The organism is Desulfuromonas soudanensis, from assembly GCF_001278055.1.
Classification (GTDB): Bacteria; Desulfobacterota; Desulfuromonadia; order Desulfuromonadales; family WTL; genus Deferrimonas; species Deferrimonas soudanensis.
Genome location: NZ_CP010802.1, coordinates 1,197,530 through 1,223,840, shown reverse-complemented (window position 1 = coordinate 1,223,840; position 26,311 = coordinate 1,197,530). Strand labels below are relative to the sequence as shown.

Genomic DNA, 26,311 nt, shown 5'->3' with positions numbered 1-26,311 from the left:
ACCGCCACTGATTTTCAAGGAGTAAAAGGAAAAGGTATTGCATTTACCCCCCCGATTGTCTAACATGCGTCGCTATTCAATGGACCTGTCCAACCCTTCAAAGGAGACCCGCTACCGATGCTGGATCTGATTCGCAAAAAACAGAAAACGGTCATCGTCAAAATAGTATTCTGGGTGATCATCGCCGCCTTCGTCGGCACCATCTTTCTGGTGTGGGGCAAGGGCTCGGAAGGAGACGGCGCCGCCGGCACCACCGCAGCAGCCACCGTCAACGGCGACAAGATCGGGTTCCAGGAGTACCAGGCCGCCTACCGCAACCTTTACGAGCTCTATCAAAACGTCTACCGCGAGCAATTCACTCCGGCCCTGGAAAAGCAGCTGCAGCTCGACCAGCAGGCTCTCAACACCCTGATCGACCAGACCCTCCTCCTCCAGGAGGGAAATCGCCTGGGGATCGAGGTCTCCAAGACCGAACTCGTCGATTCCATCGCCAAGATTTCCGCCTTCCAGGAAAACGGGGTCTTCAACCGGGACCGCTACCTGCAGGTCCTGGCCTACCAGCGTCTGTCGGCCGACGATTTTGAAGCCATGCAGGAAAACCAGCTCCTGGTGGACAAGGTCCGCACGCAGCTCCAGGCGGGAGTGACCGTCAGCGACCAGGACGTGGAGGAAGAATTCCGCACCCAGAACGAGAAGGTCAATCTGGCCTTCGTGAAGCTGACACCGGCCCTTTTCGAGAGCCAGGTCAAGATCGAGGAGGCGCCCCTGGCCGCCTTCTTCGCCGAGGAGCGCGAAGCCTTCCGCATCCCGGAAACGGTGGCGCTGCGCTACCTGCAGTTCGAGCCGGACCGCTATCGGGACGAAGTCACCTACAACGACGAGGAAATCGAAAAATTCTATCGTCGCCATCTCGACCGCTTCGCCGTCGAGGAACAGGTCAAAGCCTCCCACATCCTGATCAAACTCGCCAAGGACGCCGACGACAAGACGCGCAACAAGAAACGGGAGCTGGCCGAGAAAATCCTCGCCGAGGCTCGCGCCGGCAAGGATTTTGCCGAACTGGCCCGCAAGTACTCCGACGACCCCGGCACCGCCGCCAAAGGGGGCGACCTCGGGTACTTCCCCCGCGGCGCCATGGTTCCGGACTTCGAAGCGGCCGCATTCATCCTCAAGCCGGGGGAGTTCAGCGATATCATCGAAACCCCCTTCGGCCTGCACATCATCCGCTCCGAGGGATATATCGAGGCCGGCATCAAGCCGCTGGCAGAGGTGATCGACAAGGTGAAGACCGGCCTGGCCGAAGAAAAGATTCGCCAGATCGCCCTCGAGAAGGCGATGGATGCCTACAACATCAACCGTAAAAACGGCAATCTCGAGGCGGCCGCCAAGACCAACGACCTCGGCCTCAAGGAGACCGGCTTCTTCAGCCGGGAGGAGGCCATCGACGGCCTCGGCAACGCCCCGGAAATTTCCGCGGCAGCCTTCACCCTCAAAGAGGGGGAGCTGGCCCGTCCGGTCGTCCTTCCCCAGGGGGTCATCCTCTTTGCCGTCAAGGAGCGCAAGGAAAGCCGTCTCCCCGAATTGGCCGAAGTACGGGGGAAGGTCGAGCAGGCCTTCCGCCGTGAGCAGAGCAAGGTCCTGGCCCGCCAGGCCGCCGAGGAGATTCTCTCCGCCCTGGGCGAGGGTAAAAAACTCTCCGACCTGGCGCGCAGGCACAACCTGACCGTCGAGGAGACGGGCCTCTTCGCCCGCTCCTACGGCGAATTCGTCCCCCGGATCGGCAACGCCGCCGACCTGGCCGAAGCCGCCTTCCAGCTGACCAAAGAAAACCCCGTCGCCCCGGCGGTTTACGAAATCTCCGGCAGCGACATCGTCGCCACCCTCAAGGCACGCCAGGACGCCGATCCGGCGGATCTCGACGCGGCCAGGCGGGAGGAGTTGAAGAAAGCCGTACTGACCCGTCGTCAGGAAGAGGCGGTCAAAGAGAAGGTCAACTCCCTGCGGGAGGTCGCCGAAATCACCATCGCCCCCACGCTCCAGTCATCCTTTGAGAAGGAATAACGACCGATGACCCAGATCGTCATGGAAACCAGCTTCAGCGACCTCAACCTGGTCACCCGCGGCAAGGTTCGGGATATCTACGACCTCGGGGAGCACCTCCTCATCGTCACCTCCGACCGCATTTCCGCCTTCGACGTGATCATGAACGAGGGGATTCCCAACAAGGGACGGGTCCTCACCCAGATCTCCAAGTTCTGGTTCGAGCAGATGGATGACATCATCCCCAACCACATCGTCGCCACCGAGGTCGCCGACTTCCCCGCCATCGCCCGCAAGTACCGCGACCAGCTCGAAGGGCGCAGCATGCTGGTGAAAAAGGCCAGCCCCCTGCCGGTGGAATGCATCGTTCGCGGCTACCTCTCCGGCTCCGGCTGGAAGGAATACCGCCAGAAGGGGAGCATCTGCGGCATCGACCTCCCCGCCGGCCTCAAGGAGAGCCAGATCCTCCCTGAACCGATCTTCACCCCCTCGACCAAGGCCGAACTCGGTGAGCACGACGAGAACATCTCCTTTGCCGAGGCCATGGACATCTGCGGCGGCGACCTGGCCGAACAGGCGAAGCAGGCGACTCTGACCATCTACAACAGGGCCCGCACCCTGGCCGATTCCAAGGGGATCATCATCGCCGACACCAAGTTCGAATTCGGCGTCTTCGAGGGGAAACTGATCTGGATCGACGAGGCCCTCACCCCCGACTCCTCCCGTTTCTGGCCCAAGGACCTTTACCGTCCCGGCGGCGCGCAGCCGAGCTTCGACAAGCAGTTTCTCCGGGACTATCTCGAAACCCTCGACTGGGGGAAACAGGCCCCGGCGCCCCCCCTGCCGGCGGAGATCATCAACAAGACCGCCGAAAAATATATGGAGGCCCTCACCCGCCTCACCGGCATCGTCCTCTAGGGTCTGCCGCCAACGCACAACCGAAGGCCGGAGATCTCTCCGGCCTTCGGCCGTTTGAACCCGGCCACCAACTTCCTCCAGCCATCTTTCCGAGGGGACTCTCCATGAAACCAGGGACTTGGGCCATCCTGACCCTCCTCCTCTTCGCTCTGGGGGGGTGTGCGCACAGCACTCCCACGGCCGACCCGATTTCCGCCGCCGAACACCTGGGCCGCGCCGAAGCGTTGATCCGGGGGAGGGACTTCCCTGCCGCCGCCGAAGAATTGACCCTCGCCCTGCGCCAGAACCCCCGCGCCGCAGAAGTGCGCCTGCGCCGGGGCGAGCTCCTCGAGGCCCTGGGGGACGACCGGGGGGCGCGGGACAACTATGAGGACGGGTTGAAATTCCTCGAAGCCGAATCCCCCCTGTACCCCGAGATGGCCTACCGGCTCGCCTATCTTTTCCTGGACAAACTCGACAAGCCGAAACGGGCCTCGGCCCTGGTCTCCTCCCTGGGTGAGACAACGGCGGAGAGAGCCGACCTGCAGGCCGTCATGGCCCTCGGCGACGGGGCACCGCGGGAGGCTCTGGCCCTCCTCACCCCGGCCCTGCTCGACGCCCCTTCCCGGCCGATGATCCCCCGCATTCTCTTCCACGCCGCCCAGGCCTATGACCTCCTCGGCGAGGAAGACCTGACCCGGAGCACCCTCTTTCAGGCCATCAACCACTCGGAGAATCTTGCCCTGACCAGGGAGATCGAAGTCTTCTGGAACAGGCTCAACAGCAAGGCCGAACGCCGCCGCTGATTTCCTCTCCCCGGCCGAACCTCCTTGACACCGGTCAAGGCAGGCTCTTGCCGGACGGGTATAATGCAGACATCAACCCCGTTCCGAAGAGGAGATCGACCATGAAAGAGAAAAAACCGGACAGTGCCGTCGCCGGAGCCACTCCCCTCCCCCTCGCCGAACTCACCCAGTATCAGGAGGGATCGATCGTCAGCCGCACCCTGCTGCAGGGGGAGGCCGGTACCCTGACCGTCTTCAGCTTCGATGCCGGGCAGGCGCTCTCCGAGCACACCGTCCCCTACAATGCCTTCATCCAGGTCCTCGACGGCCAGGCGGAAATCGTCATCGGCGGCACGCCGGTGACGGTCAAAAGCGGCGAGATCGTCCTGATGCCCGGCGGCATCTCCCATAAGGTGAAGGCGGTGCAGCGCTTCAAGATGCTCCTGACCATGTTCAAAACCCCTGCCGGCTGACCCGCCCAAAGGTGCCGGGCCGCCCACGGAGTCTTCATGCTGGAAAAATGTTTTCACCTGCACAAGCGCGGCACCACGGTGCGCACCGAAGTCACCGCCGGCCTGACCACCTTTCTCACCGGCGCCTACATCATCTTCGTCCATCCCCGGATCCTTTCCGAAACGGGGATGGACCCCGGGGCCCTGACCACCGTCACCTGCCTGGTGGCCGGACTGGCGACCCTTCTCATCGCCCTGTGGGCCAACGCCCCCCTGATGATGGCGCCCGGGATGGGTCTCAACGCCTTCTTCACCTACACCCTGGTGCTCGGCGAGGGGGTCCCCTGGCAAACGGCCCTCGGCGTCGTCTTCCTCTCCGGGGTCTTCTTCCTGATCCTGACCTGGCTCGGCATCCGCGAGCGTCTGGTGCGCGCCATCCCCCTGGCGCTGCGCCTGGCCGTCTCCGTCGGCATCGGCCTGTTCATCGCCTTCATCGGCCTGAAAAACCTCGGAGTGATCGTCGCCAATCCGGCGGTCCTGGTCGAGCTTGGACCCTTTACCCCCGAGGTCCTGCTGGGGCTCCTCGGGATCCTCATCGCCGTCCTGCTCGAGGCCCGCCGGATGCGCGGTGCGATCCTTGTGGCGATTCTGGCCACCGCCGCCCTCGGCATGGCCACCGGCGTCTCCCCCCCTCCCTCAGCGCTCCTCGCCCTCCCCCCGTCGCCGGGTCCCATCGCCTTCCAGCTCGACATCGTCGGCGCCTGCAAATTCGCCCTCTGGGCCAACATCTTCTCCTTCATGTTCGTCGACCTCTTCGACAGCCTCGGCACCCTCCTCGCCGTCTGCCGCGAAGCTGGGATGACCGACGAGCACGGCGAAATCCCCGCCCTGCCGCGGATGCTCACCGCCGACGCCCTGGCCACCGTCGGCGGCGCCCTCCTCGGCACCAGCACCACCACCGCCTTCATCGAATCGGCCAGCGGCGTCTCCGAGGGGGGGCGCACCGGTCTCACCGGCGTCGTCACCGCCGTCCTCTTTTTCCTCGCCGCCTTCTTCACTCCGCTGATCGGCGCCGTCCCCTCCTACGCCACCGCCCCGGCCCTGGTGGTGGTGGGAATCTTCATGATGCGCGGCATCGGTCAGATCGATTTCTACAATTTCGAAGAGGGGGCGCCGGCCTTCCTCACCATCGTGCTGATGCCTCTGACCTACTCCATCGCCACCGGCCTCGCCTTCGGATTCATCTCCTTTGTCCTCATCAAGCTCGGTCTCGGCAAGTGGCGGGAGTGCAATCCCTTTCTCCTCGGTGCCGCCGCTTTTTCCGCCCTCAGCCTCGCCCTGTAAGAGTCTGTTTTAATACGTGTTTTTTCCGGAGAGATCGGCCGGCCCCATCCCTGCGATTTTTCTCAAAAAAACCTGTTGACACCAGCGGACCTCTTTTGCTATAAATTGGCTCCGTTGCAAGGGGCTATAGCTCAGCTGGGAGAGCGCTTGAATGGCATTCAAGAGGTCGGCGGTTCGATCCCGCCTAGCTCCACCAAGAAAAATCAAGGAGTTAGCGAACCTTCGCTAACTCCTTTTTCTTTATCCGCGGAACGACTCGTCTCTCCTGCCCCGCACCCGCAATCGGCCTCCACTCCCCTTTTCCGATCGGTTGAAACCGGGCGAAACCCAACCGGACGCCTTTAATCGCGACCTCCTCAGGGCCCCCGGGGACGTTCACCCCTCTTGCCGGGGTGGATGGTCGAATCCATGGTACAGACAGGGACCGGAGGTCCTCAATGCATGCACAAGATTGAACTTCTCCTGCTTCAATATTTCGAATACCTCGACTCAAAAGGGAAGATCTTCAATACGGTTGTCGGCCTTCTTTGCTCCGCAGGAGTCGGCGTCTTCGATCTGCTCTCCCCCGACGTTGTTTCCCATTCCTTTCTCTATATCCTCCCCATCACCTTTGTCGCATGGTTTGCCGGGCTTCGATTGGGGTTGGCCCTTTCCCTGGTCTGCTCCGCCCTCTGGTCTGTCAACAATGTCGGCGGAAGTCTCTACATCTCCGCCTGGAATGTCGGCTCAACCCTCCTCTTCTTTTTTTCCAGCGCCGCCATGATCCATAAATTCCGGGATATGCTGACGAACGAAAAAATTCTCGCCCGAACGGACCCTTTGACGGGGGCGAAGAATCTACGGGCCTTTTCCGAACTGGTGGAGTACGACATGCTGCGCGCCCAGCGCGACCGCTCCCCCTTTTCCCTCGCCTACCTGGATCTGGACAATTTCAAACAGGTCAACGATATCTGCGGGCATTCGGCCGGGGATGAGCTGCTCACGGCCATCGTCACCAATATCGTCGCCAATCTTCGCAAGACGGATGTGGTCGGCCGTCTCGGCGGCGACGAATTCGCCATTTTTCTCCCCGAGACCGACCAGCCGTCCGCTCAGGTCGTGTTGCAGAAAGTCAACCAGGAGCTCACGAAGCTGATGGTCCATGCCGAGTGCCCCACCAGCTTCAGCATGGGGGTCCTGACCTGCGAGGGAGGGATACATCCCCTGGACAAGCTGATCCATTACGCCGACACCCTGATGTACGAGGTCAAACACTCGGGAAAAAACAACATCCGCTATGCGATCTATCCCCCGGATGATCAGGGGTAAGGGGTGGCGACGCGGAGCCGGACAGGGCACCGGCCGGACTTCACACAAAAAAAAACGGCACGGAACGATAAATCGTCCCGTGCCGTTTTTTTTCCGATCAATAACGATAGGAGAGGTTGAGGAAGGCGAAGCGACCGGTCTCGGGGACCTTGACCCCGCTGGCGAAGGGGTCGCGCTGATAGGAGAGGTGGGTGAGGTAAAAGGTGTCGAAGAGGTTGTTCACCCCGCCGACCAGCGCCCACTTCTTCCAGTTGGCTCCCGCTTTGAGATCGGTGACCCCCCAGCCGGCGGTCTCGACCTCCTGCAGGCTCGGATCGATCCGGTCCTGACGGTCGGCGAAACGCTCGGTGGCTTCCGTGAACCAGAAGCCGTTGTCGTAGCGCAGAGCCACGGAACCCGAGAGGGGGGGGATCTCGGCCAGAGGCTGGTCGCTGTCGTCGTTCTCGCCGTGCACGTAGGCCAGGGTCCCCTTCAGGAAGAGATCGAGGGGGAGGGCCACCTGGCTGCCGAACTCGGCGCCATAGAGGGTGGCGTCGATATTCCGGTAGGTACGGGCCTGGATCAGGGGGCCGGCGCCGTCGGGATCGGCTGCGTCGGCGACATAGATGTAATCGCTGAGGTCACTGTAGAAGACGCTGGCGCTGGCGAAGACCCGGGGACCGGACCATTTGGCACCGAGATCGACCTGGTTGTTGCGGGTCGGATCGAGATCCGGGTTGCCGAGCCAGTTCTTCCCGGCCATCCTCTGCAGGCCGATGAAGAGCTCCTGCTGATCGGGGGTGCGGCTGGCCGAGGCGATGCCGGTGAAGATCTCCAGCGCCTCCGTCGCCTGCCAGGTCAGTTGCAGATTGGCGCTCGGCTCGGTAGAGTCGGTTTCCGTGTCGAGGGGGATTCCGGGATAGTAGGGCTGGTAAAGGCCGGCCAGGCGGGCTTCGGTAAGACTGTTCGCCTCGGTTCGGGTGTAGTCGATGCGTGCCCCCCCTTTGAGCGTCAGACTCCCGGCCAGGGGGAGGGTGTACTCGGCAAAGGCCCCGAAGTTGTCGATATCGACATCGGGGATCATCGGCTGGGGTTGATAGGCCTGGAACATCGCCGATTCGTTGACGGCATCCCAGTTGCGACGGTAGAAATCGATGCCGCTGGTCAGCACCCCCGGCCCGAGGGGGAGGTCGGCACCGAGTTTGACGCCGAAGGTCGAGGATTCGGCGTCGGTCTTCATCATGTAGGGGCGGGTGACCATCGCGCTCGGCAGGGAACTGGCGCGCAGGGTATCGTCCATCAGGTGCTCGACCTGGTTGTACCAGCCCTGAAAACGCAGGGCAGAGAGGACCGGTGCGAGGTCCTTGAGGGTCGAGGTGAGGTTAAAGCGGTGGGTGCGGTCGTAGTCGGCATCCATCAGGAGGTAGGGATAGAGGACGTGGTCGGCATTCTGGTAGGCGTAGCTCAATTCGGTGCGGCTGTCGCCAACCGTATAGCCCCCCTTGGTCCAGAAGGTGTCGTTTTCGTAGGCCTTGGAATCGATCGCCTCGAGGCGGTAACGGTTCGGGCTGGCAACCGGGTAGATCTCGGTGAGCCGCCTGCCGTCTCCGGACTCGGGGACGTCGGAGGACTTGTGCGCATAGCCGAGGAGGCCGTCGAAGCGTTCACCGCCGTAGCTGGCGGTCGCCGAGGCATCGAGATAGTTAAAGGAGCCGTAGCTGAGGTTGGCTGTGGCTCCGGGCCCCTTCTGGGGTGTTTTGGAGACGGCGTTGACCATCCCGGCCAGGCTCCCGGCATTCTGCAGGTCGTAGGGGCCCTTGATCACCTCGACGGACTCCACTTCGGCGAAATCGAAATGGAAGGAGGGGGGGTCCATCCGCGAAGGACAGCCCCCCTGCAGGCGCACGCCGTCGAGAAAAACATTCAGGTTGTCCCGCTGGAAGCCGCGCAGCACGATGTCGTTGGCAATGGCCCCCTTGCGGACGATATTCAGTCCGGGGATGTTCTGCAGCGCCTCGCCGATATCGCGAGCGGGACTCTCCCGCACCTCGCGGATGGTCAGTGTCTCCTCGTTGGCCTGCTGGACCTCCCCGCGCACGGAGATCTCCTCAAGAATGATCGATTCGGCTCCGGCGGAGACGGCGGCGAAAAGGAAGAGGACTCCCGTCAGCGCCAGAGGGATGAGACGGATTTGCATGGTGATTCCTCCTGAGGGGTGAATTGCAGGGACGGCACAAGGGGGTCTTTGGGCGATTCAATGAAGCTCAAAGGCCACCGGCAGGTTCAAAGTGGCGACCACCGGAGGCGGGGAAAAGGGTGAGGCGGCCTTGACGGCCAGGAGAGCCTGGCGGTCGAGCATCGGGTACCCCGAGCTTTCGGCGACACGCAACGCGCCAACCTCGCCGCTGAGCTCGACGGTGAACTCGACGGTGACCCGGCCGACCCACCCCTGGCGCCGAGCCATGAGAGGGTAGCGGACCTCCCGGCTCACCATCTCCCGGATCAGGCTCAGCTGGGCATCGCCATACCGTTGAACCTGAAGGGCATACAAAACGGCGGGATCGACCGGAGGTGCGGCGAGGGAGGGTGGGGAAGCCGCAGGGGCGATGGCGGACAGGGCGGATTCGGGGGGGAGGGCTTCGGCCGACGGCGGCTGGGAAGGGGCGGAGACCGTCTGCACCGCCGGTTTTGCAACGGGAACCGGAGCGACTATCGGCGGGGCAGGTCTCTTTTGTTTCGCTGGCGCCGGGGGAGCCGGAATCTGCGTCTGCGTCTGCGTCTGCGTCTGCGTCTGCGCCGGAGACGGCGAAGGCGAAGGCGAAGGCGGGGAGGCAAAAAAAGCACTCAGGTCGACGTCGTAACAGGCGATTCGTTGCGGAGGGACAAGGTCCGGACCGAGGGTGAAAAGCCCGGCGAGAACGAGCAGATGGAGCAAGAGACTGGTGCCGAAGGCCGGCCATTCCTTGTTCATGGCAGAATTCCGTGGGCAGACTGATCCGGGGAGAAGCGAGGGTTTCGTCATTTATGGCGCGGTCGTTCCCGGGGAACAGGGAATAAGGGCGCAGGAAAAAAAGATCTGTTTGCTCCGACGACCGATCAATGTTATTTTTATAACACGACAGGAGTAAAGGATCTTTTCTGGCTTTCAAATATAACAAAGCTCGCCGCGGTTGCAAGGCGATTGATAGTTAATCAACAACCCGGCGTTTGCGGAACAACATTTCAGGAGTCATCATGAAGGGGTCTGAGCGAAGGAAAGAACTGATCGGCTGGCTGGAAACGGAGGGGAGTCTTTCGCTGCTGGACATCGTCGAGCGGTTCGGCATATCAAAAATGACGGCCCACCGCGACCTCGAGGCGCTCGAAGCGCGGCATGCCTTGAAGCGTATCCACGGTGGCGCGGTGGCGCTGGAGAAACCGGCGACAGCTCCGGCAGCGGCCACGGCCGCACCCCTCCCGTCCTTCACCGGCACCGCACAGGGGAGTTGCGTGATCTGCTTTCGGCCGACGGGCCAGCACCTCCTCTACAGCCTGACCCTGAACAACGGCGAACAGCGGCTCACCTGCTGTCCGCACTGCGGAGTCTCGGCCCACCTGATGCTCGGCGACCAGGTGGCGATGGCCCTGACCGCCGACTACCTGACCGGACGCCCCCATCCGGTCCAGGGGAGCTTCTTCGTCCTGGGGAGCGCCGCGGTCCCCTGCTGCCGCCCGTCCATCCTGACCTTCGAGGACCAGGCCATGGCGCAGCGCTTCCAGACCGGTTTCGGCGGGACCCTCGGCAGACTCGAGGACGCAATAGGCTATCTGCAGGAGGAGATGAGCCTGCACCGCGAGGGAGAGGGGTGCCCCCACTGCGCGGGCCAGGCCCGGCGGGATTGAGCGACCGACCATTAAAGCCCTCCCGGGTTCGGCCAGGGGACCCGTTTCAGGCCAATTAAAAATAGACCTTCGCCGGCAACTGATTTTCATGGTTGCCGGTTTTTTTCCAGCAGGAGGCCATTTTCTGCTGCGCGGCCTCACCCCCGCTGCACCCGCGGCAGCCGGACCACAAACGTCGCCCCCTCGCCCGGGGGGGAGTCGACCTCGATTCTCCCCTTGAGCGCCTGAACGATTCCGTAGGAAACTGAAAGCCCCAATCCCGTCCCCCCCGGGCGGGTGGTAAAGAAGGGGTTGAAGATCTTTGCCAGATCCGGCGAAGAAATCCCCGGCCCGCTGTCGGCAACGGCGATCTCCACCTCCTCCCCGGCACAGCGGGAGATTACCCTCAGCACCCCCTCCCCCTTCATCGCCTGCAGGGCATTGACGAGCAGATTGGTAAAGACCTGACGCAGCCGCCCGGAATCCCCTTCGACGAACGGGAGGGAGGGGTCGAGCTCCAGGGAGACCTCCACCCTGCCGAGGGGGACCTGGTGGCCGATCTGCTCGACGATCTCCTGCAGGATCCGGTTGACGGCGACGGGTTCCGGATGAATGGACCACTCGCGGGCGAAGTCGAGCATCCCCTGGGTGATGCGGGAGATCCGTTCGGTCTGCCGCAGGATTTCATCGGCCTCCTCGCGGCCGAGGGCGGCAGAGTCGAGCTCGGCAAGGAGAATCTCGACGTTGCCGCGGATGATCGCCGCCGGGTTGTTGATCTCGTGGGCGACCCCGGCGGCCAGGGAACCGATGGCCGCCAGCTTCTCCGAGCGCAGCAACTCCTCCTGGGCGGCAATCAGCTGCAGGCTCTTCGTCTCCAGCAGGGCGCTGCGCTCCTCGACCTTGCGCTCGAGGTCGCAATTGAGGGCGTCAACCTCCTTGTCCCGTTCCCTGAGCGCCGCGGTCATGCGGTTGAAGGTCCCGGTGAGATGGCCGATCTCGTCCCGGGCGGCCACCGGCAGCACCAGATCCCGCTCCCCGGCGGCGACGCGTTCGGCGCTGCGGGCCAGATCGAGGATCGGCAGGGAGAGGTGGCGGGCGACGAGCCAGGCGACCAGCGAGCCGAGGAGGGAGCCGAGGAGGAGGAGAGCGAAAAGGAGGAAGGAGGCCCGGCTTTTGAGCTCGGCGAAGGGGCGCTCGAGCCGCCCGACGTAGAGGGCGCCGATCGCCTGACCCTCTGCGGCGAGGATCGGTTCGTAGGCGGTGAGGTACCAGTCGTCGACGACCCGGGCCCGGGCCAGCCACCCTTCGCCCCGTCCCAGAACGGCCGCGGCGACCTGGGGGGAAATCCGCGTGCCGAGAGCGCGCCGCTCTCCCTTGAGGATGGTGGTGGCGATGCGCACCTCGTCGAGGAAGATGGTGGCGCTGCCGACGCCGGTCCCGGCAAAGGTTTCGCTGCCGTAGACGAGGTTACGAATGCGGTCGACCAGGGGGAGGTTGCCGTTGAGGAGGACGCCGCCGTAGAGACAGCCGAGAACGGTCCCGTCCCGGTCATGGACGGCCGTGGCGCCGACCAGAAACATCCCCCGCGTCTCGAATCGGGGCCCCGCCAAGGGGAGGGGATCGAGGGGAACGGCCGACCGGGCGGCCAGATCGTCCCCTTCATGCCGCAGCTCCTCCGCATCGAGGAGGGCCACTCCGGAAAAGTCTTCGCCGTCCAAAGCCCGGGTGACGAAGGGGAGTCCGGAATAAGAGCCGTCCGGGTCTTCGGGATTGGCGGCGCGCAGGAGAATCTCCCCCCGGGGGCCGGCAAGGGTCAGGATGTCGAGCCCTTCGCGGCGGCGGACTGCCTCGAGATCGGGACGCAGCCGTTTCAGGTCGCCGCCTTCGAGAGCTTCGACGAGGGCGCCGCTGTGGGCACTGAAGCGCACCACGTCCTCCACCCGCCGGGTCTCGCTGCGAAGGACCTCGCGGGCGGCGTTGAGATCGTTGCGGAGTCTTTTCTGGGTCTCGCCGACGATCCAGGCATTGATCAGGTAGAAGGCGGCCAGGGTGACCAGCAGGAGAATGACCACCAGGGGGAGGAGGGCGGCCAGGGTCAGCTTGCGACGGATGGAAAAGGAAGGGACGAGGGTCATGATTCGCCCTTGCCGGCGTCGGCACTCAGGGAGAAGTCCTTGATCTTACGGTCGAGGGTCTTGCGGGTGATGCCGAGAAGTTTGGCGGCGTGACTCTTGTTCCAGTTCGTCTGCAGCAGGGCGCGACCGACCTGGGTCTCTTCGGCGGCGCGCAGGCTCAGGGGCGAATCGTCACTTCCGGGAGACGCCGGGGTACGTATCCCCTGGTTGCGGAAAGGGAGGAGGGAAACACCGATCTGTTCGCCCCGGGAGAGGATGGCGCAGCGTTCCATGGCATTTTGCAGTTCGCGGACGTTCCCCGGCCAGCGGTAGTCCTGCAGCGCCGCCAGCGCCTCGGGGGTCAGGCCGCGAACCGGGCGGCGCATCTTTTGCGCCATCTTGCCGAGAAAATGGAGGGCCAACGGCTCGATATCCTCGGGGCGCTCGCGCAGCGGCGGCAGCTCGAGGGCAATGACGTTGAGGCGGTAGAAGAGATCCTCGCGAAAACGGCCGCGGGCCACCTCCTCCTGGAGATTCTTGTTGGTGGCGGCGAGAAAACGCACATTGACCCGCCGGGCCTTGGTGGCTCCGACGGGGATGAATTCTCCTTCCTGCAAAACGCGCAGGAGCTTGGCCTGGAGGACCGGACTCAGGTCGCCGACCTCGTCGAGGAAAAGGGTCCCCTCGTGGGCCTCGTCGAGAAGCCCCTTCTGGGCCTGGGCGGCGCCGGTGAAGGCCCCTTTGACGTGGCCGAAGAGCTGGCTTTCGAGGAGGGTTTCGGTGAGCGCGGCGCAGTTGATGGCGAGAAAGCGGTTTCCCGCCCGGGAGCCGGCATAGTGGATGGCACCGGCCACGAGCTCCTTGCCGGTGCCGCTCTCGCCGAGGATCAGCACCGTCGAGTCGCTCTCGGCCACCGTCAGGGCCAGTTCGTAGACCTCGGCAAAACGCTGGCTGCAGAAGATCGGCGGCCCGGGGACGGCGCGTTCGCGCAACTCCTTCTTCAGGGAGCTGTTCTCCTCCCGCAGGCGATACTGCTCCAGGGCGTGCTGCACCAGGGCGAAGAGCTTCTCCTGGGGGAAGGGCTTGGTCAGGTAGTCGTAGGCGCCGATCTTCATCGCCTCCACCGCCGACTCGATGGTGCCGTGCCCGGTCATCATCACCACCGGCAACTCGGGGCGGGAGAGGCGCACCTGGCGCAGCGCCTCGAGGCCGTCCATCTCGGGGAGCTTGATGTCGAGGAGGAGGAGATCGGCGGGGGCATCGGTTTCGGCGAGGGCGCGGATGAGCATCGTCGGCCCGGAGAAGACCTCCACCTGATATCCCCAACTGCCGAGCATCTTCGCCAGGTAGCGCCGCATCCCCTCTTCGTCGTCACAGATCAGTATCCGGTTGTCCATTATCGTCCTTTAGAAAGTTGCCCCGGAGGGATCCGTCCCGCTCCGGGTGGAACCGTTTCGTATTTTCATCCTTCATGATACACGCAAAAGCCGCGCCGGACCAAGGGCTTTCCCCCCGCCCCCTTTTTCCCTTCCTCTTTGCTCCCGGCGCTCGGCGACCTCCTGGGTCAAACGTATACAGGGGGGAAGAAATGACCCAGCAAAGAGTATACAGAACCCCCCTCCCCCCTTCTTTCCTCCCGTCCCTTAATCCTTGTTTTGACTGCAAAAACAGGGTTTGAGAATCCCTCGCTCCCCTTGGCACAAGAGTTGCGATTTCCCCTCTGCAATCCACACCCTGTCCTTCATGACATTCCCGAAAAAGGAGAGAGACCACAGTGACTATTTCCAGACGTAATTTTCTCAAGGGGGGCGGCCTGGCCGCCGGTGCCCTGGCCGTGACCGGCAAGCCGGCCCTCGCCGGTGTCGAAGCCAGGGAGCTGCGCACCGAAGGCTTGCAGAGCAGCACCACCATCTGCCCCTACTGCGCCGTCGGCTGCGGCATGATCGTCCACCGTGAAAACGGCAAGGTGGTCAACATCGAGGGGGACCCGGAGCACCCGATCAATCAGGGCTCCCTCTGCTCGAAGGGGGGCGCCCTCTTCCAGGTGGCCAACAACGAGCGGCGCCTCACCAGGGTGAAGTACCGCGCCCCGAAGAGCGACCGCTGGGAAGAGAAGAGCTGGGACTGGGCCATGAAGCGCATGGCGACCCTGATGAAGGAGACGCGCGACCGCAACTTCGTCGAGAGCGAAACGGTGAAGGGGGTGGAATACCGCGTCAACCGCAACGACGGCATGGCGATGATCGGCGCAGCCGCCCTCGACAACGAGGAATGCTATCTCCTCGGCAAGTTCGCCCGCGCCATGGGGGTCGGGTACCTGGAACATCAGGCGCGAATATGACACTCCGCTACGGTTGCCGGTCTGGCAGCCTCCTTCGGTCGCGGCGCAATGACCAACCACTGGATCGACATCCAGCATGCCGACGTCATCCTCTGTATCGGCTCCAACCCCGCTGAGAACCACCCGATCTCCTTCAAGTACGTGGAAAAGGCGATGGACAATGGGGCAAGGCTGATCTCCGTCGACCCCCGCTACACCCGCACTTCCTCCAAGGCCGACACCTACGCCCAGCTGCGCCCGGGGACCGACATCGCCTTTATCGGCGGCATGATCAACCACATCCTGCAGAACGACCTGATCCACCGCGACTATGTCGTCAACTACACCAACGCATCCTTTCTCATCAGCGACGAGTACGCCTTCAACGACGGCATCTTCTCCGGGTACGACGCCGAGACCTTCCACTACGAAAACGACAGCTGGGCGTACCAGCTCGGCAAGGACGGCCTGCCGCTGCGGGACAACACCCTGGAGCATCCGGCCAGCGTCTATCAGCTGCTGAAGAATCATTACCGCCGCTACACTCCGGAGAAGGTCTGCGAGATCACCGGCACCGCCATCCAGGACTACATGGAGGTCACCCGCACCTTCTGCGCCACGGGGCGCCCGGACAGGGTGGCGACGATCATGTACGCCATGGGAACGACCCAGCACACCTACGGCACGCAGAACGTGCGCTCCTACGCCATGCTGCAGCTCCTCCTCGGCAACATCGGCATGGCCGGCGGCGGCATCAACGCCCTGCGCGGCGAAGCCAACGTCCAGGGGTCGACGGACTACGCCATCCTCTACCACATCCTCCCCGGCTACCTGAAGTCGCCGGTTTTCGACAACGTCTCGCTGGCCGCCTACAACGAGAAATGGACGCCGAAAACCAAGGATCCCAAGAGCGCCAACTGGTGGGCGAACACGCCCAAGTACATGGCCAGCCTCCTCAAGGCCTACTGGGGGGATGCGGCGACGGCGGAAAACGGCTTCTGCTACGATTACCTCCCGAAACGGAGCGGCAACTACTCCTTCATCAAACTGATGGAGCGCCTGCAGCAGGGGCGCTTCGAGGGCCTGGTCTGCATGGGGACCAACCCCATCGTCGGCGGACCCGACGCCAGCGCCATCGCCAAGGGGCTGGACAAGCTGCAGTGGATGGTCGCCGCCGACCTCTGGGAGACGGAGACCTCGGTCTTCTGGAAGCGCCCCGGCGTCGATCCGAAAACGATCGATACGGAAGTCTTTCTCCTCCCGGCCGCCGCAAGCGTCGAAAAGGAGGGGAGCATCTCCAACTCGGGGCGCTGGGCCCAGTGGCGCTACAAGGCGGTGGAACCGCCGGGAGACGCCGAGAGCGACGCCTTTATCGTCGACGGGCTGGTCAAAAACCTCAAGGCCCTCTATGCCGAAGGGGGCGTCTTCCCCGGCCCGATCGTCGACCTCGACTGGAACTACGGCCAGGGGCACGAGCCGGATATCGCCATGGTGGCCCGGGAATGCAACGGCCAGTTCACCCGCGACACGGAAATCAAGGGGAAACTCTACAAAAAGGGGGAGCAGGTCCCCTCCTTTGCCTTCCTTCAGGACGACGGCGCAACCACCAGCGGCAACTGGCTCTATTGCGGCTCCTACACCGAGGCCGGCAACATGATGCAGCGCCGCGGCCAGGACGACCCCACAGGGATGGGCTCCTACCACAACTGGTCCTGGTGCTGGCCGGTCAACCGCCGCGTCCTCTACAACCGGGCCTCCGTCGACCTCAACGGCCGGCCGTGGAACCCGAAAAAACCGGTGATTGCCTGGAACGCCCTGACCCGCAAGTGGGAGGGGGACGTCCCCGACGGCGGCTGGGCGCCGATGAGCGAAGACGGCACCAAGCACCCCTTCATCATGATCGCCGAAGGGCATGCCCGCCTTTTTGCCGCAGGACTGGCCGACGGGCCGATGCCCGAGCACTACGAACCGATGGAAAGCCCGGTGGCCAATTCGATGACCGGCCAGCAGTGCAACCCGGCGGTGGCCATCCCCGGGAACATCGACAACAGCGGCCGTTACCCCTACATCGGCACCACCTACCGGGTCTCCGAGCACTGGCAGGCCGGAGCCATGACCCGCAACCTGCCGTGGCTGGTGGAGCTCGTCCCGGAAATGTTCGTCGAGATCAGCGAGGAACTGGCCAAGTGGAAGGGGATTGCCAACGGCGAGATGGTGACCATCTCTTCGCCGCGCGGCACCATCGAAGCCAAGGCCCTGGTCACCGCCCGCATCAAACCGCTGCGCGTCGGCGGCAAGATGATCGAACAGGTCGGCCTCCCCTGGCACTTCGGCTTCAACGGCCTGGCCACCGGCGGCAGCGCCAATGTTCTCACCACGGCGGTTGGGTGCGCCAACACCTCCATCCCCGAATACAAGGCATTTCTCTGTAACCTGGAGAAGGGAGGGATCAAGGCATGAGCACTCTCGACACCACCAAAAACCACGCTTTTCTCATCGACATGACCAAGTGTACCGGCTGCCGCGGCTGCCAGGTCGCTTGCAAGCAGTGGAACCAGCTCGAGGCGGAAAAAACCGTCTTCTTCAGCGGCGAAGGGTACCAGAATCCCCCCGCCATGTCGGAGTACACCTACACCCGCATCAAGTTCCGCGACTACCAGAAGAACGGACAGAACGAGTTCGCCTTCTACAAAGAGATGTGCATGCACTGCAACGACCCGGCCTGCGCCTCGGTCTGCCCGGTGGGGGCCTTCAAGAAGACCGCCGAGGGTCCGGTCGTCTACGACGACAAGCGCTGCATCGGCTGCCGTTTCTGCATGATCGCCTGTCCCTTCGGCGTCCCCAAGTACGAATGGAGCAAGGGACTCCCCCTGGTGAAGAAGTGCACCGGCTGCCACGATCGGGTCCGGGGTGGGATGAAGCCGGCCTGCGCCACCGCCTGCCCGACGGCGATCACCTACGGCCCCCGCGCCGCCATGATCCAGGAGGCCGAACGGCGCCTGGCCCGCTATCCCGACCGCTACATCCACAAGGTCTACGGCAAGGAGGAGGCGGGGGGGACGAGCGTCATCTATCTGACCTCCCTCCCCTTCGAGGAGCTCGGCTTCAAGAAGGTCACCATGCGCGCCCTGCCGTCCTTCACCTGGCAGGCGCTGCGACTCGTCCCGGGGATCTTCCTCACCGTCGGCGGCGGCCTCTCGGCCCTTTCCTGGATCAACCATCGCCGCGACCGCATCAAGGCCCTCAGAGAGGCCGAGGAGACCGGCACCGAGTCCGCTGAGCCGAAGGAGGAACAACAATGACCGCCGCCCGCCGCATCGCAACCGAAGTCAGGAGCTACCACGGCTTTATCAAATTCCTCATCGCCCTGGTCGCCATCGGTGCCCTGGCCTCCCTTCTCCGCTTTATCTTCGGACTCGGGGCGACCACCAACCTCAACGACACCTACCCCTGGGGCCTATGGATCTCCTTCGACGTCGTCACCGCCGTGCCGCTGGCCGCCGGCGCCTTCACCCTCGGGGCGATCGTCCACTGTTTCCACATCAAAAAACTCGAACCGCTGGTGCGTCCGGCGATCGTCACCGGCTTCCTCGGCTACTCTCTGGTCTCCATCGGTCTCCTCCTCGACCTCGGCCAGCCGCAGCGCGGCTGGCACGTTTTCCGTTACTGGAACGTCCATTCGCCGATGTTCGAAGTCTCCATGTGCGTCATGGCCTACACCACCGTCCTCTTCCTCGAATTCCTCTCGCCGGTGGCCGAACGCTTCGGCTGGCACCTCCCCTTAAGGGTCCTGCGCTGGCTGGAAATGCCCCTGGTGGTCGCCGCGGCGGCGATCTCCACCCTGCACCAGTCGACCCTCGGCACCTTCTTTCTCATCGCCGTCGACAAGCTGCACAACCTCTGGTACAACCCGCTGCTGCCGCTCCTCTTCTGGGTCAGCGCCATCTGCAGCGGCATGAGCATCATCATCCTCGAGGCCAGCGCCTGCCACAAGTGGATGGGGCAGCCCAACGAAGGGGTGCTGTTGCGTACCCTGGCGAAGATCCTCCCCTGGACCCTCGGCCTCTATATCGCCCTGCGCGTCTTCAGCCTGGTGGCGCTCTCCGAGGGCCCGTTTTTCGACCGACCGGGGCTGACGATCTCCTTTGCCCTGGAGATGGGGATCGGCTTCATCCTCCCCTTCTTCATGTTCGTCCAGAAATCGGTGCGCGATGACGATCGACGGCGGTCGATCGCCGCCGGACTGGTGATTTTCGGCCTGGTCCTCAACCGCTTCAACGTCTCGATGTTCGGGATGATGGATCCCGACAAGATCTACTATCCCTCCCTCATCGAGTCGCTGGTGACCATCGGCATCATCGCCGGGCACATCCTCTTTTTCGTCCTCATCGCCCGCTACTTCCCGATCTTCGAGCACCACCCGGAGACGGTCGACTACACCCTCCCCGATCCCCTTCGCAAGATCGGCGGCGCCAGTCCCTCCCTCTCCTCCGCGGACTAAAAACCGATGTCTCCGCGGGTCCGGACTCTCCCTTTTCCGGACCCGCGCTTTTCTCCGACCTGAGGCGGAACCTCCATGAAGAGCAACGACAATTGCGGCATCCAGCGCTTTGAAAAGGGGCGCCTGCGGAGCGTCTCCAGGACCGTGGTGCAGGAATACCCCCTGCGCCTCACCGTCAACGACCGGGATCTGGCGACGCTCGTCGCCTCCCCCCATCAGCTCAACTTCCTGGTCGCCGGATTTCTCCGCAACCAGGGGTTCGTCTCCAGTCTCACCGACATCCTCACCCTCGGGGTCTGCGCCGATTTCGGCGCCGCCCGCGTGCAGCTCAAAGGGGAGATCCCCGAGCGCCTCTCCCCGACCCTGACCTCCGGCTGCGGCACCGGCATCACCTTCGCCCTGCCGCACCCTCCGGCACCGGCGCCGCTCAAAGTCCGTTTTCCACCCGTCTCCCCGGCGGCGGTCTTTTCCCTGATGCAGGATCTGCAGCGTCGGGCCGAGCAGTACCGCAGCCACGGCGGCATTCATTCGGCGGCCGTCGGCGACGGCCGGCGGCTCCTCCTCTATGCCGAAGATCTCGGCCGCCACAACACCTTCGACCGCATCGCCGGCGAGGCCCTCTTCAAGGGAATCGACCTCGCGGGAAAAATTCTCGTCACTTCGGGACGGATCTCCACCGAGATGGTCGGCAAGGCGGCCCGCCTCGGGATCGCCCTCATCGCTTCGCGCACCTCCCCCACCGATATGGCGGTGCGCCTCTGCCAGGAGGCGGGGATCACCCTCATCGGCTATCTGCGCGGCGAGAATTTCGAGGTCTATACCCATCCCGAAGGACTCCTGGCTCCCCGCCACGAGCGCATCCCCGGGGTCACCGGTGTCATCCTCGCCGGCGGCGAATCGCGGCGGATGGGGAGCGACAAGTCCCTCCTCCCCCTCAACGGCGCCCGCTTCATCGAGCACGTCCACCATCTCCTCGACGAACTCTTCGACGAGGTGATCCTGGTCACCAACTCCCCCTCCCTCTACGGCGACCTCCCCTGCCCCAAGGTCCCCGACATCTACTACCGTCAGGGCTCCCTGGCCGGAATCCACTCGGGACTCTGCCATGCCGGCAACGAACGGATCTTCGTCGTCGCCTGCGACATGCCTTTTTTGAGCGGTGCGGCCATCCGCCGCATCTGCGCCGAGACGGGGACGGCCGAAGTCGTCATCCCCCGCAGCGCCAGCGGCCTCGAACCCCTCCACGCCCTCTACGGCAAGAGCTGCATTCCGGCCATCGAAGAGGTCCTCGACAGCGGCGAGCGGCGCATCGTCAGCTTCTTTCCCCGCTCGCGGGTCGTCGAGCTCCCCGCCGCGGCCCTGGCGGATATCGACCCCGAAGGGCTCAGCTTCCGCAACATCAACACGCCTGAAGAATATTTCGCCCTGCGCGACCGCTCCCTTCTCCCCGCAAATCCCGAGGCGGCCTCCGGCTGAGCGGAAATATCCCGCGCATAAGAAAAGGCCCCTGCTTTTTGCAGGGGCCTTTTCTTTTCATACTGCCGGGTAAGGAGGGGCTAGGACCGGCTCTGTCGGCGCCCGATCTTGGGGGCGGGACGAGCGGCTACGACCTTTTTCCCTCGCCCCGTTGTGGCCTTGGCCGGAGCCTTCGCCGCCTTGGCAGGAGCCTTGGCCGCCTTCGCCGGAGCCTTTTTCGGCTTGGACGCTCCCTTGGCGGGCTTTTTGGGACCCTTCGCCTTCCCCCCCCGGTTGACGGCGATCGAGGGAAATTCGGCGATCGTCTGGGCCGGGATCTTATATTTGAGGAGTTTTTCGATCTCGGCCAGAAGGAGCTGCTCCTGCGGGCAGACGAGGGAGAGGGCGATCCCGTCCTCTCCGGCCCGGCCGGTGCGGCCGATGCGATGCACGTAGTCCTCGGGGACCTGGGGGAGCTCGTAGTTGACCACATGCGGCAGGCGCTCGATGTCGAGGCCGCGCGCCGCCACATCCGTGGCGACCAGAACCCGCAGCTCCCCCTTTTTGAACTCCGCCAGGGTCCGGGTGCGGATCGACTGGCTCTTGTTGCTGTGGATGGCGGCCGCCCTGATCCCGTCATAGAGGAGTTCTTCGGTGAGCTTGTCGGCGCCGTAGCGGGTGCGGGTGAAGACGAGGACCTGGCTCCACTCCCCCTTGCGGATCAGGTGCGAGAGCATCTCCCGTTTGCGGCTCTTCTCCACCGGATAGATCGCCTGGGTCACCGCGTCGGCGGCGATATTTTTGTTCGCCACTTCGATGCGCCGCGGCGCATCGAGGAGTTCGTCGGCGAGCTTCTTGATGTTCGGCGAATAGGTGGCGGAAAAGAGCAGGGTCTGGCGCCTGGCCGGCAGCGACTCGGCGACCTGGAGGATGTCGTCGATAAAGCCGAGATCGAGCATGCGGTCGGCCTCGTCGAGGACGAGAAACTCGATCCGCGACAGGTTGATCGTCCCGCGCTCCAGGTGATCGAGGAGTCGACCCGGGGTGGCTACGACAATATCGACGCCCCGGTGCAGCCGCTCGATCTGCGCCTGGATGTTCACCCCGCCGTAGATCATGGTGGAGCGCAGGGAGAGGCGCCGCCCGTAATTCTGCATCTGGTCGCTGACCTGGGCCGCCAGTTCGCGGGTCGGCACCAGCACCAGCGCCCGCGGTCGCCGGCGCTTTTCCACGGGGACCTTTTCGCTCAGGCGCTGAACGATCGGCAGGGCAAAGGCCGCCGTCTTGCCGGTGCCGGTCTGGGCGCCGGCCAGAAGGTCGCACCCCTCGAAAACCACCGGGATCGCCTGGGTCTGGATGGGGGTCGGCGTGGTATAGCCCTGAGTGGCGATGGCACTCAGCAGCTCGGCGCAGAGGCCGAGAGATTCAAAAGACATGGATCAAAATCCTTATGGTGGGAGATCCGGGGTCACCGGAGCTGGCTGAAGAACGGAAGGTCCTGTTTTCGAGAAGAAATCAGCGGAAAAAAGGACGGGTTGGGAAGAGTAGCGGATTGGTCCCTCCCTGTCAATTGCGCCGAGATTAAAGTCGATGGCGCCGCGGTGGCCGCCGGCGGCAACATCATCGGGGAGAGGGCTGAAACTTCTTTCCCCTCCCCGCCCATTCCGCTTATAGTAGAGACCATTTTCCTCTCCCTTTTGCCCTCCAGGAGGTTGCCGTGATCCCCCGCCAGTATCGTATCCATGCCGTATTGCTCCTGAGTGCCCTGCTGATCATCTTTCTCCCCAGGTTCAGCGAACGACCGGAGAAGGAAAAAGCCCAGGCGGCCGCGGCCGCCGTCGACGCGTTTCTGCAAAGGGTCGACTCCGACAGGTATGCCGAAAGCTGGCAAATTTCGGCGTCGCTACTCAAGGGAAAGGTCCCCGAACAGCTCTGGGTCGACCAGCTCGGCAAAATCCGCGCGGTCGCCGGACCCCTGGTGGAACGGACCGAGGAATCGATGACCTACAGCACCTCGGCCAAGGACAGCCCGGAGGGGGAATACATCGTCGTCACCTTCGACACCTCCTTCGAGCGGAAAAAGGACGCCAGCGAAATCGTTACGGTGACGCTCGATACGGACGGAGTCTGGCGGGTGGCGGGGTACTTCATCAGATAGGCCTTGAAAATTTCCGGTGCCACAATCGGGCTCCCGCAAGGGGTGCCCCTACAGAATCGGTGGTCTGTAGGGATACCCCTTGCGGGTATCCAGGTTTGGGCATCCAATCTGGGCACTGAAGCAAACAAGTCGCCTCCCGGAGAGAATCCGGAGAGACGACTTGTTTGGGTTTAGGGCCCGTTCATGGAGAAAGCGCCGGGGAATGGAGCTCAGATCCCCCCCATGCACAGGTACTTGATCTCGAGGAAATCCTCGATGCCGTATTTGGACCCTTCGCGGCCGGTCCCCGATTCCTTGACGCCGCCGAAGGGGGCGACGGTGGTGGAGATCAATCCGGTGTTGATGCCGACGATGCCGTATTCGACCGCCTCGGCGACGCGCCAGATGCGGCCGATGTCGCGGCTGTAGAAGTAGGAGGCGAGGCCGAACTCGGTGTCGTTGGCCATGGCGATCGCCTCTTCCTCGGTTTTGAAGCGGAACAACGGCGCCACCGGGCCGAAGGTCTCCTCTCTGGCGATGAGCATCCCGGCCGTGACGTCGGCCAAAACCGTCGGCTCGAAAAAGGTGCCGCCGAGGGGGTGGCGCTTGCCGCCGAGAACGATCCGGGCCCCCTTGGCCAGGGCGTCGGCAATCTGCGCCTCCACCGATTCCACGGCCTTCATGTCGATGAGGGGCCCCTGCTGGGTCTCTCCGGCCAGGCCGTCGCCGACCTTCATCCTGGCCACGGCTTTGGTCAGCTTTTCGGCAAAGGCGTCGTAGACCCCGTCCTGAACGAGAAAGCGGTTGGTGCAGACGCAGGTCTGACCAGTGTTGCGGTACTTGGAAACCATCGCTCCTTCCACCGCGGCGTCGAGATCGGCGTCGTCGAAGACGATAAACGGGGCGTTCCCCCCCAGTTCCATGGAGACCTTTTTCACCGTGCCGGCGCAGGCGGCGATGAGCTCCTTGCCGACTTCCGTCGAACCGGTGAAGGTCAGCTTGCGCACCAGCGGGTTGGCGGTCAGCTCATTGCCAATGGCGCCTGAGGAGCCGGTCACCACGCTGAAGACCCCCTTGGGAATCCCCGCCCGGTGGGCGAGTTCGGCCAGGGCCAGGGCCGAGTAGGGGGTGGCGCTGGCCGGTTTGACGACCAGGGTGCATCCGGAGGCCAGAGCGGGGCCGGCCTTGCGGGTGATCATCGCCGACGGAAAATTCCAGGGGGTGATGGCGGCGCAGACGCCGATCGGCTCCTTGAGCACCAGGATCCGCTTGTCCCCCTGGTGGGGGGGAATGACGTCGCCGTAGATGCGTTTCCCCTCCTCGGCGAACCACTCGATAAAGGAAGCGGCATAGGCGATTTCACCCCGGGCTTCGGCCAGAGGTTTTCCCTGCTCGGCGGTCATCAGCACCGCCAGATCCTCCTGGTTTTCCAGGAGCAGTTCATACCACTTGCGCAGGAGATTCGAGCGTTCCTGGGCGGTCTTGGCGCGCCAGGCCGGGAAGGCGCGCTGGGCGGCCTCGATGGCGCGGCGGGTCTCGACCTCCCCCATTTTCGGGACGGTGCCGAGCGTTTCGCCGGTCGCCGGATTGGTCACCGCCAGGGTGGCGCCGCTGTCGGCGTCGCTCCAGGTGCCGTCGAGATAACACGTCTGGCGAAACAGGCTGGGGTCATGGAGTTTTTTCTCGATCATCGGTCGACCTCCTTCGTCCTTCTATTATTTTCTGGATTTTTCAAGACGGCGCCGCTACAGGCGGACGGCAACCCGCAGCAGGAGTCCCTTCATTCATTCGGCCACATCGGTACACGTTGGAGTCGTCTGATTCATTCCCTATTTTCCGAGATGACCCGACCCTGACTTACAAATGAGATCCCCTGACCCGATCTGGCGCCGATCATTATACTCTCTATGATCGGTGCATTAATTTCATTGGTAGATTTCCATCTAACAATGAAGTTGGCTCCAAATCCGCCCGATTCATTGCTTTCCTTTATGTAAATATGATTTGAAGCCAGTGGTTTTAATTCCAGCGGTTTTTCCAAATATTTTTTCAATAAAATTCCATCGTTGTCATAATAATCAATTGAAATAAAAGTTATTGAATTTTTAATGTCAACATTCCTTATGCTTAGCATAACGGCTAGATTGAAAGGCAAAACTTTTGGACCGCTGAAAACATTCGAGTATACCGGAACATATATTGTTTGGCTTTTTGACAGTTCGATTCCCGTCCCGGCCAATGCTGTTGGCACGGTCGTTGTAATCATCAGAATAAGTGCAGAAAAAATAATCTTACGAAATTCGAGCTTCATTTCCTCTCCTGCTTTCGAATTTGAGCCATCCGGGAGTCAGATATCGCGGCGAAAACGGACGGCGCGAAACTCCCAGCGACCTGTCTTGACAACTTCGGCCCATCGATGGGTGGGCCGTTTTTCCCTGACTAAAAAAGCCGACATCGCAGACCGAGTATGGAAGGGTCTCCGGAATTTGTCAAGAAAAAGGCTTGTATTTTTAGAGACTTCCGCAACTCATGTCCGCTCCCGGCCCAGGGGCGGAGACCGGGTGTCCTGATTGGTAAATCGCCAGACGATTATGATAACAGCCAAAGAGGTCCCCTGCGAGGCGGGTTAACGACAAAAAAAGGGCCCGTCCGACGGGGCGCGACCCTGCCTGTCTGTCCATGCCACATCTGGCACACCCCCTGTGCCACTTCGTGCCAGGTCGTCCCATTATGTTACATCCGCCGCCCCTGCCATATCCTGACGCAAGAAAACATCCGCCTTCAGGAACCATTCAACATGCCGTTTTTACTGTTTTTGGCATAAAACCAGAAGATACCGGCAAAGCTGGCAACCCCCTTGCAATAACGTAAACGCATCGCCCGTCAATAGCGGCCGGGACAAAACATCCACCACCCATGCCCAAGGAGGGAGCCAAGATGGCCCGAGTGAGCGCCAACCCTAAAAAATTCATCATTTCCTGCCGGATCAACCACGACGAGATGGAGGCGCTGCAGGAACGGGCCGAGGCCTGCGGCGTCAGCATCACCGACCTGCTGCGCAAGAGCCTGGAACTCTCGGAAGGCGATTACGCCGAACGCCGTCAGGCCCGGGCCTGAT

The 26,311-nt window shown here is 63.0% G+C and carries 21 protein-coding genes and 1 tRNA gene; 14 read left to right on the top strand and 8 right to left on the bottom strand.

Annotated features, from left to right (window positions below; translation table 11 throughout):
• Positions 1-117 precede the first annotated feature (117 nt).
• From DSOUD_RS05420 to DSOUD_RS05390, 7 genes are all read left to right on the top strand, one after another.
• Positions 118-2,061 (top strand): SurA N-terminal domain-containing protein, encoded by a 1,944-nt coding sequence (locus tag DSOUD_RS05420; protein ID WP_053550045.1) that lies wholly within the window; start codon positions 118-120, stop codon positions 2,059-2,061.
• Between the two features lie 6 nt (positions 2,062-2,067).
• Positions 2,068-2,958 carry a phosphoribosylaminoimidazolesuccinocarboxamide synthase gene (locus DSOUD_RS05415; RefSeq protein WP_053550044.1) on the top strand — a complete coding sequence of 297 codons (891 nt, stop codon included), beginning with the start codon at positions 2,068-2,070 and terminating at the stop codon, positions 2,956-2,958.
• Positions 2,959-3,062: 104 nt separating this feature from the next.
• Positions 3,063-3,743, top strand: coding sequence for a tetratricopeptide repeat protein (locus DSOUD_RS05410; RefSeq protein WP_053550043.1), 681 nt, complete (start codon positions 3,063-3,065; stop codon positions 3,741-3,743).
• 101 nt (positions 3,744-3,844) lie between these two features.
• Entirely contained in the window at positions 3,845-4,195 is a 351-nt protein-coding gene (locus DSOUD_RS05405; RefSeq protein ID WP_053550042.1) for a cupin domain-containing protein, read from the top strand.
• Positions 4,196-4,231: 36 nt separating this feature from the next.
• Positions 4,232-5,518 carry an NCS2 family permease gene (locus tag DSOUD_RS05400; protein WP_053550041.1) on the top strand — a complete coding sequence of 429 codons (1,287 nt, stop codon included), beginning with the start codon at positions 4,232-4,234 and terminating at the stop codon, positions 5,516-5,518.
• Between the two features lie 120 nt (positions 5,519-5,638).
• A tRNA-Ala gene (locus DSOUD_RS05395) sits at positions 5,639-5,714 on the top strand.
• 245 nt (positions 5,715-5,959) lie between these two features.
• Positions 5,960-6,826, top strand: coding sequence for a GGDEF domain-containing protein (locus tag DSOUD_RS05390; RefSeq protein ID WP_053550040.1), 867 nt, complete (start codon positions 5,960-5,962; stop codon positions 6,824-6,826).
• Positions 6,827-6,923: 97 nt separating this feature from the next.
• Here DSOUD_RS05390 and DSOUD_RS05385 read toward each other — a convergent pair whose 3' ends face one another.
• Both DSOUD_RS05385 and DSOUD_RS05380 read right to left on the bottom strand, forming a co-directional pair.
• Positions 6,924-9,002, bottom strand: a complete 2,079-nt coding sequence (locus tag DSOUD_RS05385) for a TonB-dependent receptor (protein ID WP_053550039.1) — start codon at positions 9,000-9,002, stop codon at positions 6,924-6,926.
• 57 nt (positions 9,003-9,059) lie between these two features.
• Positions 9,060-9,776, bottom strand: coding sequence for an energy transducer TonB family protein (locus DSOUD_RS05380; protein WP_053550038.1), 717 nt, complete (start codon positions 9,774-9,776; stop codon positions 9,060-9,062).
• Positions 9,777-10,039: 263 nt separating this feature from the next.
• Here DSOUD_RS05380 and DSOUD_RS05375 point away from each other — a divergent pair, with 263 nt between their 5' ends.
• The gene (locus DSOUD_RS05375; protein WP_053550037.1) at positions 10,040-10,687 is read left to right on the top strand and encodes a DeoR family transcriptional regulator; all 648 of its coding nucleotides are present in this window, start codon (positions 10,040-10,042) and stop codon (positions 10,685-10,687) included.
• Between the two features lie 137 nt (positions 10,688-10,824).
• Here DSOUD_RS05375 and DSOUD_RS05370 read toward each other — a convergent pair whose 3' ends face one another.
• Together DSOUD_RS05370 and DSOUD_RS05365 are read right to left on the bottom strand one after the other, a co-directional pair.
• Positions 10,825-12,801: a sensor histidine kinase gene (locus DSOUD_RS05370; protein ID WP_053550036.1), complete on the bottom strand. Its 1,977-nt coding sequence runs from the start codon at positions 12,799-12,801 to the stop codon at positions 10,825-10,827.
• The gene (locus tag DSOUD_RS05365; protein ID WP_053550035.1) at positions 12,798-14,177 is read right to left on the bottom strand and encodes a sigma-54-dependent transcriptional regulator; all 1,380 of its coding nucleotides are present in this window, start codon (positions 14,175-14,177) and stop codon (positions 12,798-12,800) included. Before DSOUD_RS05365 ends, DSOUD_RS05370 begins: the two co-directional genes overlap by 4 nt.
• 377 nt (positions 14,178-14,554) lie before the next feature.
• On the opposite strand from DSOUD_RS05365, the gene fdnG reads away from it, so the two are divergent.
• The 4 genes from fdnG (at position 14,555) to fdhD (ending at position 21,077) form a co-directional block, all read left to right on the top strand.
• A complete protein-coding gene (gene fdnG / locus DSOUD_RS05355; RefSeq protein WP_082351083.1) occupies positions 14,555-17,560 on the top strand; it encodes a formate dehydrogenase-N subunit alpha in 3,006 nt (1,001 codons plus the stop codon).
• A complete protein-coding gene (locus DSOUD_RS05350) occupies positions 17,557-18,402 on the top strand; it encodes a 4Fe-4S dicluster domain-containing protein (RefSeq protein WP_053550032.1) in 846 nt (281 codons plus the stop codon). Before fdnG ends, DSOUD_RS05350 begins: the two co-directional genes overlap by 4 nt.
• Positions 18,399-19,601, top strand: a complete 1,203-nt coding sequence (gene nrfD / locus DSOUD_RS05345) for an NrfD/PsrC family molybdoenzyme membrane anchor subunit (protein ID WP_053550031.1) — start codon at positions 18,399-18,401, stop codon at positions 19,599-19,601. The genes DSOUD_RS05350 and nrfD overlap by 4 nt, the downstream gene beginning before the upstream one ends.
• A 75-nt stretch (positions 19,602-19,676) precedes the next feature.
• Positions 19,677-21,077, top strand: a complete 1,401-nt coding sequence (gene fdhD / locus DSOUD_RS05340; protein ID WP_053550030.1) for a formate dehydrogenase accessory sulfurtransferase FdhD — start codon at positions 19,677-19,679, stop codon at positions 21,075-21,077.
• An 80-nt stretch (positions 21,078-21,157) separates the two neighbouring features.
• Here the strand turns inward: fdhD and DSOUD_RS05335 are convergent, their stop codons facing one another.
• Both DSOUD_RS05335 and DSOUD_RS18360 read right to left on the bottom strand, forming a co-directional pair.
• The gene (locus tag DSOUD_RS05335; protein ID WP_053550029.1) at positions 21,158-22,492 is read right to left on the bottom strand and encodes a DEAD/DEAH box helicase; all 1,335 of its coding nucleotides are present in this window, start codon (positions 22,490-22,492) and stop codon (positions 21,158-21,160) included.
• Positions 22,493-22,524: 32 nt separating this feature from the next.
• Positions 22,525-22,800, bottom strand: coding sequence for a hypothetical protein (locus DSOUD_RS18360; RefSeq protein ID WP_053550028.1), 276 nt, complete (start codon positions 22,798-22,800; stop codon positions 22,525-22,527).
• On the opposite strand from DSOUD_RS18360, the gene DSOUD_RS05325 reads away from it, so the two are divergent.
• Positions 22,774-23,214 carry a DUF4019 domain-containing protein gene (locus tag DSOUD_RS05325; protein ID WP_082351081.1) on the top strand — a complete coding sequence of 147 codons (441 nt, stop codon included), beginning with the start codon at positions 22,774-22,776 and terminating at the stop codon, positions 23,212-23,214. The genes DSOUD_RS18360 and DSOUD_RS05325 overlap by 27 nt on opposite strands.
• Before the next feature lie 209 nt (positions 23,215-23,423).
• On the opposite strand, the gene gabD is transcribed toward DSOUD_RS05325, so the two are convergent.
• On the bottom strand, positions 23,424-24,884 hold the full coding sequence (gabD, locus tag DSOUD_RS05320; RefSeq protein WP_053550026.1) for an NADP-dependent succinate-semialdehyde dehydrogenase: 1,461 nt from the start codon (positions 24,882-24,884) through the stop codon (positions 23,424-23,426).
• 131 nt (positions 24,885-25,015) lie between these two features.
• A complete protein-coding gene (locus DSOUD_RS05315) occupies positions 25,016-25,504 on the bottom strand; it encodes a DUF3124 domain-containing protein (RefSeq protein ID WP_053550025.1) in 489 nt (162 codons plus the stop codon).
• Between the two features lie 626 nt (positions 25,505-26,130).
• Here DSOUD_RS05315 and DSOUD_RS05310 point away from each other — a divergent pair.
• Complete coding sequence (locus tag DSOUD_RS05310; RefSeq protein ID WP_053550024.1) at positions 26,131-26,310, top strand: plasmid mobilization protein; 180 nt, start codon at positions 26,131-26,133, stop codon at positions 26,308-26,310.
• Position 26,311 lies beyond the last annotated feature (1 nt).

Excerpts from the sequence above, each read along its gene's own strand:
- DSOUD_RS05420 (WP_053550045.1), top strand. The coding sequence starts at position 118 with ATGCTGGATCTGATTCGCAAAAAACAGAAAACGGTCATCGTCAAAATA.
- DSOUD_RS05335 (WP_053550029.1), bottom strand. The coding sequence starts at position 22,492 with ATGTCTTTTGAATCTCTCGGCCTCTGCGCCGAGCTGCTGAGTGCCATC.
- DSOUD_RS05375 (WP_053550037.1), top strand. The coding sequence starts at position 10,040 with ATGAAGGGGTCTGAGCGAAGGAAAGAACTGATCGGCTGGCTGGAAACG.
- nrfD (WP_053550031.1), top strand. The coding sequence starts at position 18,399 with ATGACCGCCGCCCGCCGCATCGCAACCGAAGTCAGGAGCTACCACGGC.
- DSOUD_RS18360 (WP_053550028.1), bottom strand. The coding sequence starts at position 22,800 with ATGGATACGATACTGGCGGGGGATCACGGCAACCTCCTGGAGGGCAAA.
- DSOUD_RS05400 (WP_053550041.1), top strand. The coding sequence starts at position 4,232 with ATGCTGGAAAAATGTTTTCACCTGCACAAGCGCGGCACCACGGTGCGC.
- DSOUD_RS05415 (WP_053550044.1), top strand. The coding sequence starts at position 2,068 with ATGACCCAGATCGTCATGGAAACCAGCTTCAGCGACCTCAACCTGGTC.
- DSOUD_RS05365 (WP_053550035.1), bottom strand. The coding sequence starts at position 14,177 with ATGGACAACCGGATACTGATCTGTGACGACGAAGAGGGGATGCGGCGC.
- DSOUD_RS05315 (WP_053550025.1), bottom strand. The coding sequence starts at position 25,504 with ATGAAGCTCGAATTTCGTAAGATTATTTTTTCTGCACTTATTCTGATG.
- DSOUD_RS05385 (WP_053550039.1), bottom strand. The coding sequence starts at position 9,002 with ATGCAAATCCGTCTCATCCCTCTGGCGCTGACGGGAGTCCTCTTCCTT.
- DSOUD_RS05390 (WP_053550040.1), top strand. The coding sequence starts at position 5,960 with ATGCACAAGATTGAACTTCTCCTGCTTCAATATTTCGAATACCTCGAC.
- fdhD (WP_053550030.1), top strand. The coding sequence starts at position 19,677 with ATGAAGAGCAACGACAATTGCGGCATCCAGCGCTTTGAAAAGGGGCGC.
- DSOUD_RS05370 (WP_053550036.1), bottom strand. The coding sequence starts at position 12,801 with ATGACCCTCGTCCCTTCCTTTTCCATCCGTCGCAAGCTGACCCTGGCC.
- DSOUD_RS05405 (WP_053550042.1), top strand. The coding sequence starts at position 3,845 with ATGAAAGAGAAAAAACCGGACAGTGCCGTCGCCGGAGCCACTCCCCTC.
- DSOUD_RS05310 (WP_053550024.1), top strand. The coding sequence starts at position 26,131 with ATGGCCCGAGTGAGCGCCAACCCTAAAAAATTCATCATTTCCTGCCGG.
- gabD (WP_053550026.1), bottom strand. The coding sequence starts at position 24,884 with ATGATCGAGAAAAAACTCCATGACCCCAGCCTGTTTCGCCAGACGTGT.
- DSOUD_RS05410 (WP_053550043.1), top strand. The coding sequence starts at position 3,063 with ATGAAACCAGGGACTTGGGCCATCCTGACCCTCCTCCTCTTCGCTCTG.
- DSOUD_RS05380 (WP_053550038.1), bottom strand. The coding sequence starts at position 9,776 with ATGAACAAGGAATGGCCGGCCTTCGGCACCAGTCTCTTGCTCCATCTG.
- DSOUD_RS05350 (WP_053550032.1), top strand. The coding sequence starts at position 17,557 with ATGAGCACTCTCGACACCACCAAAAACCACGCTTTTCTCATCGACATG.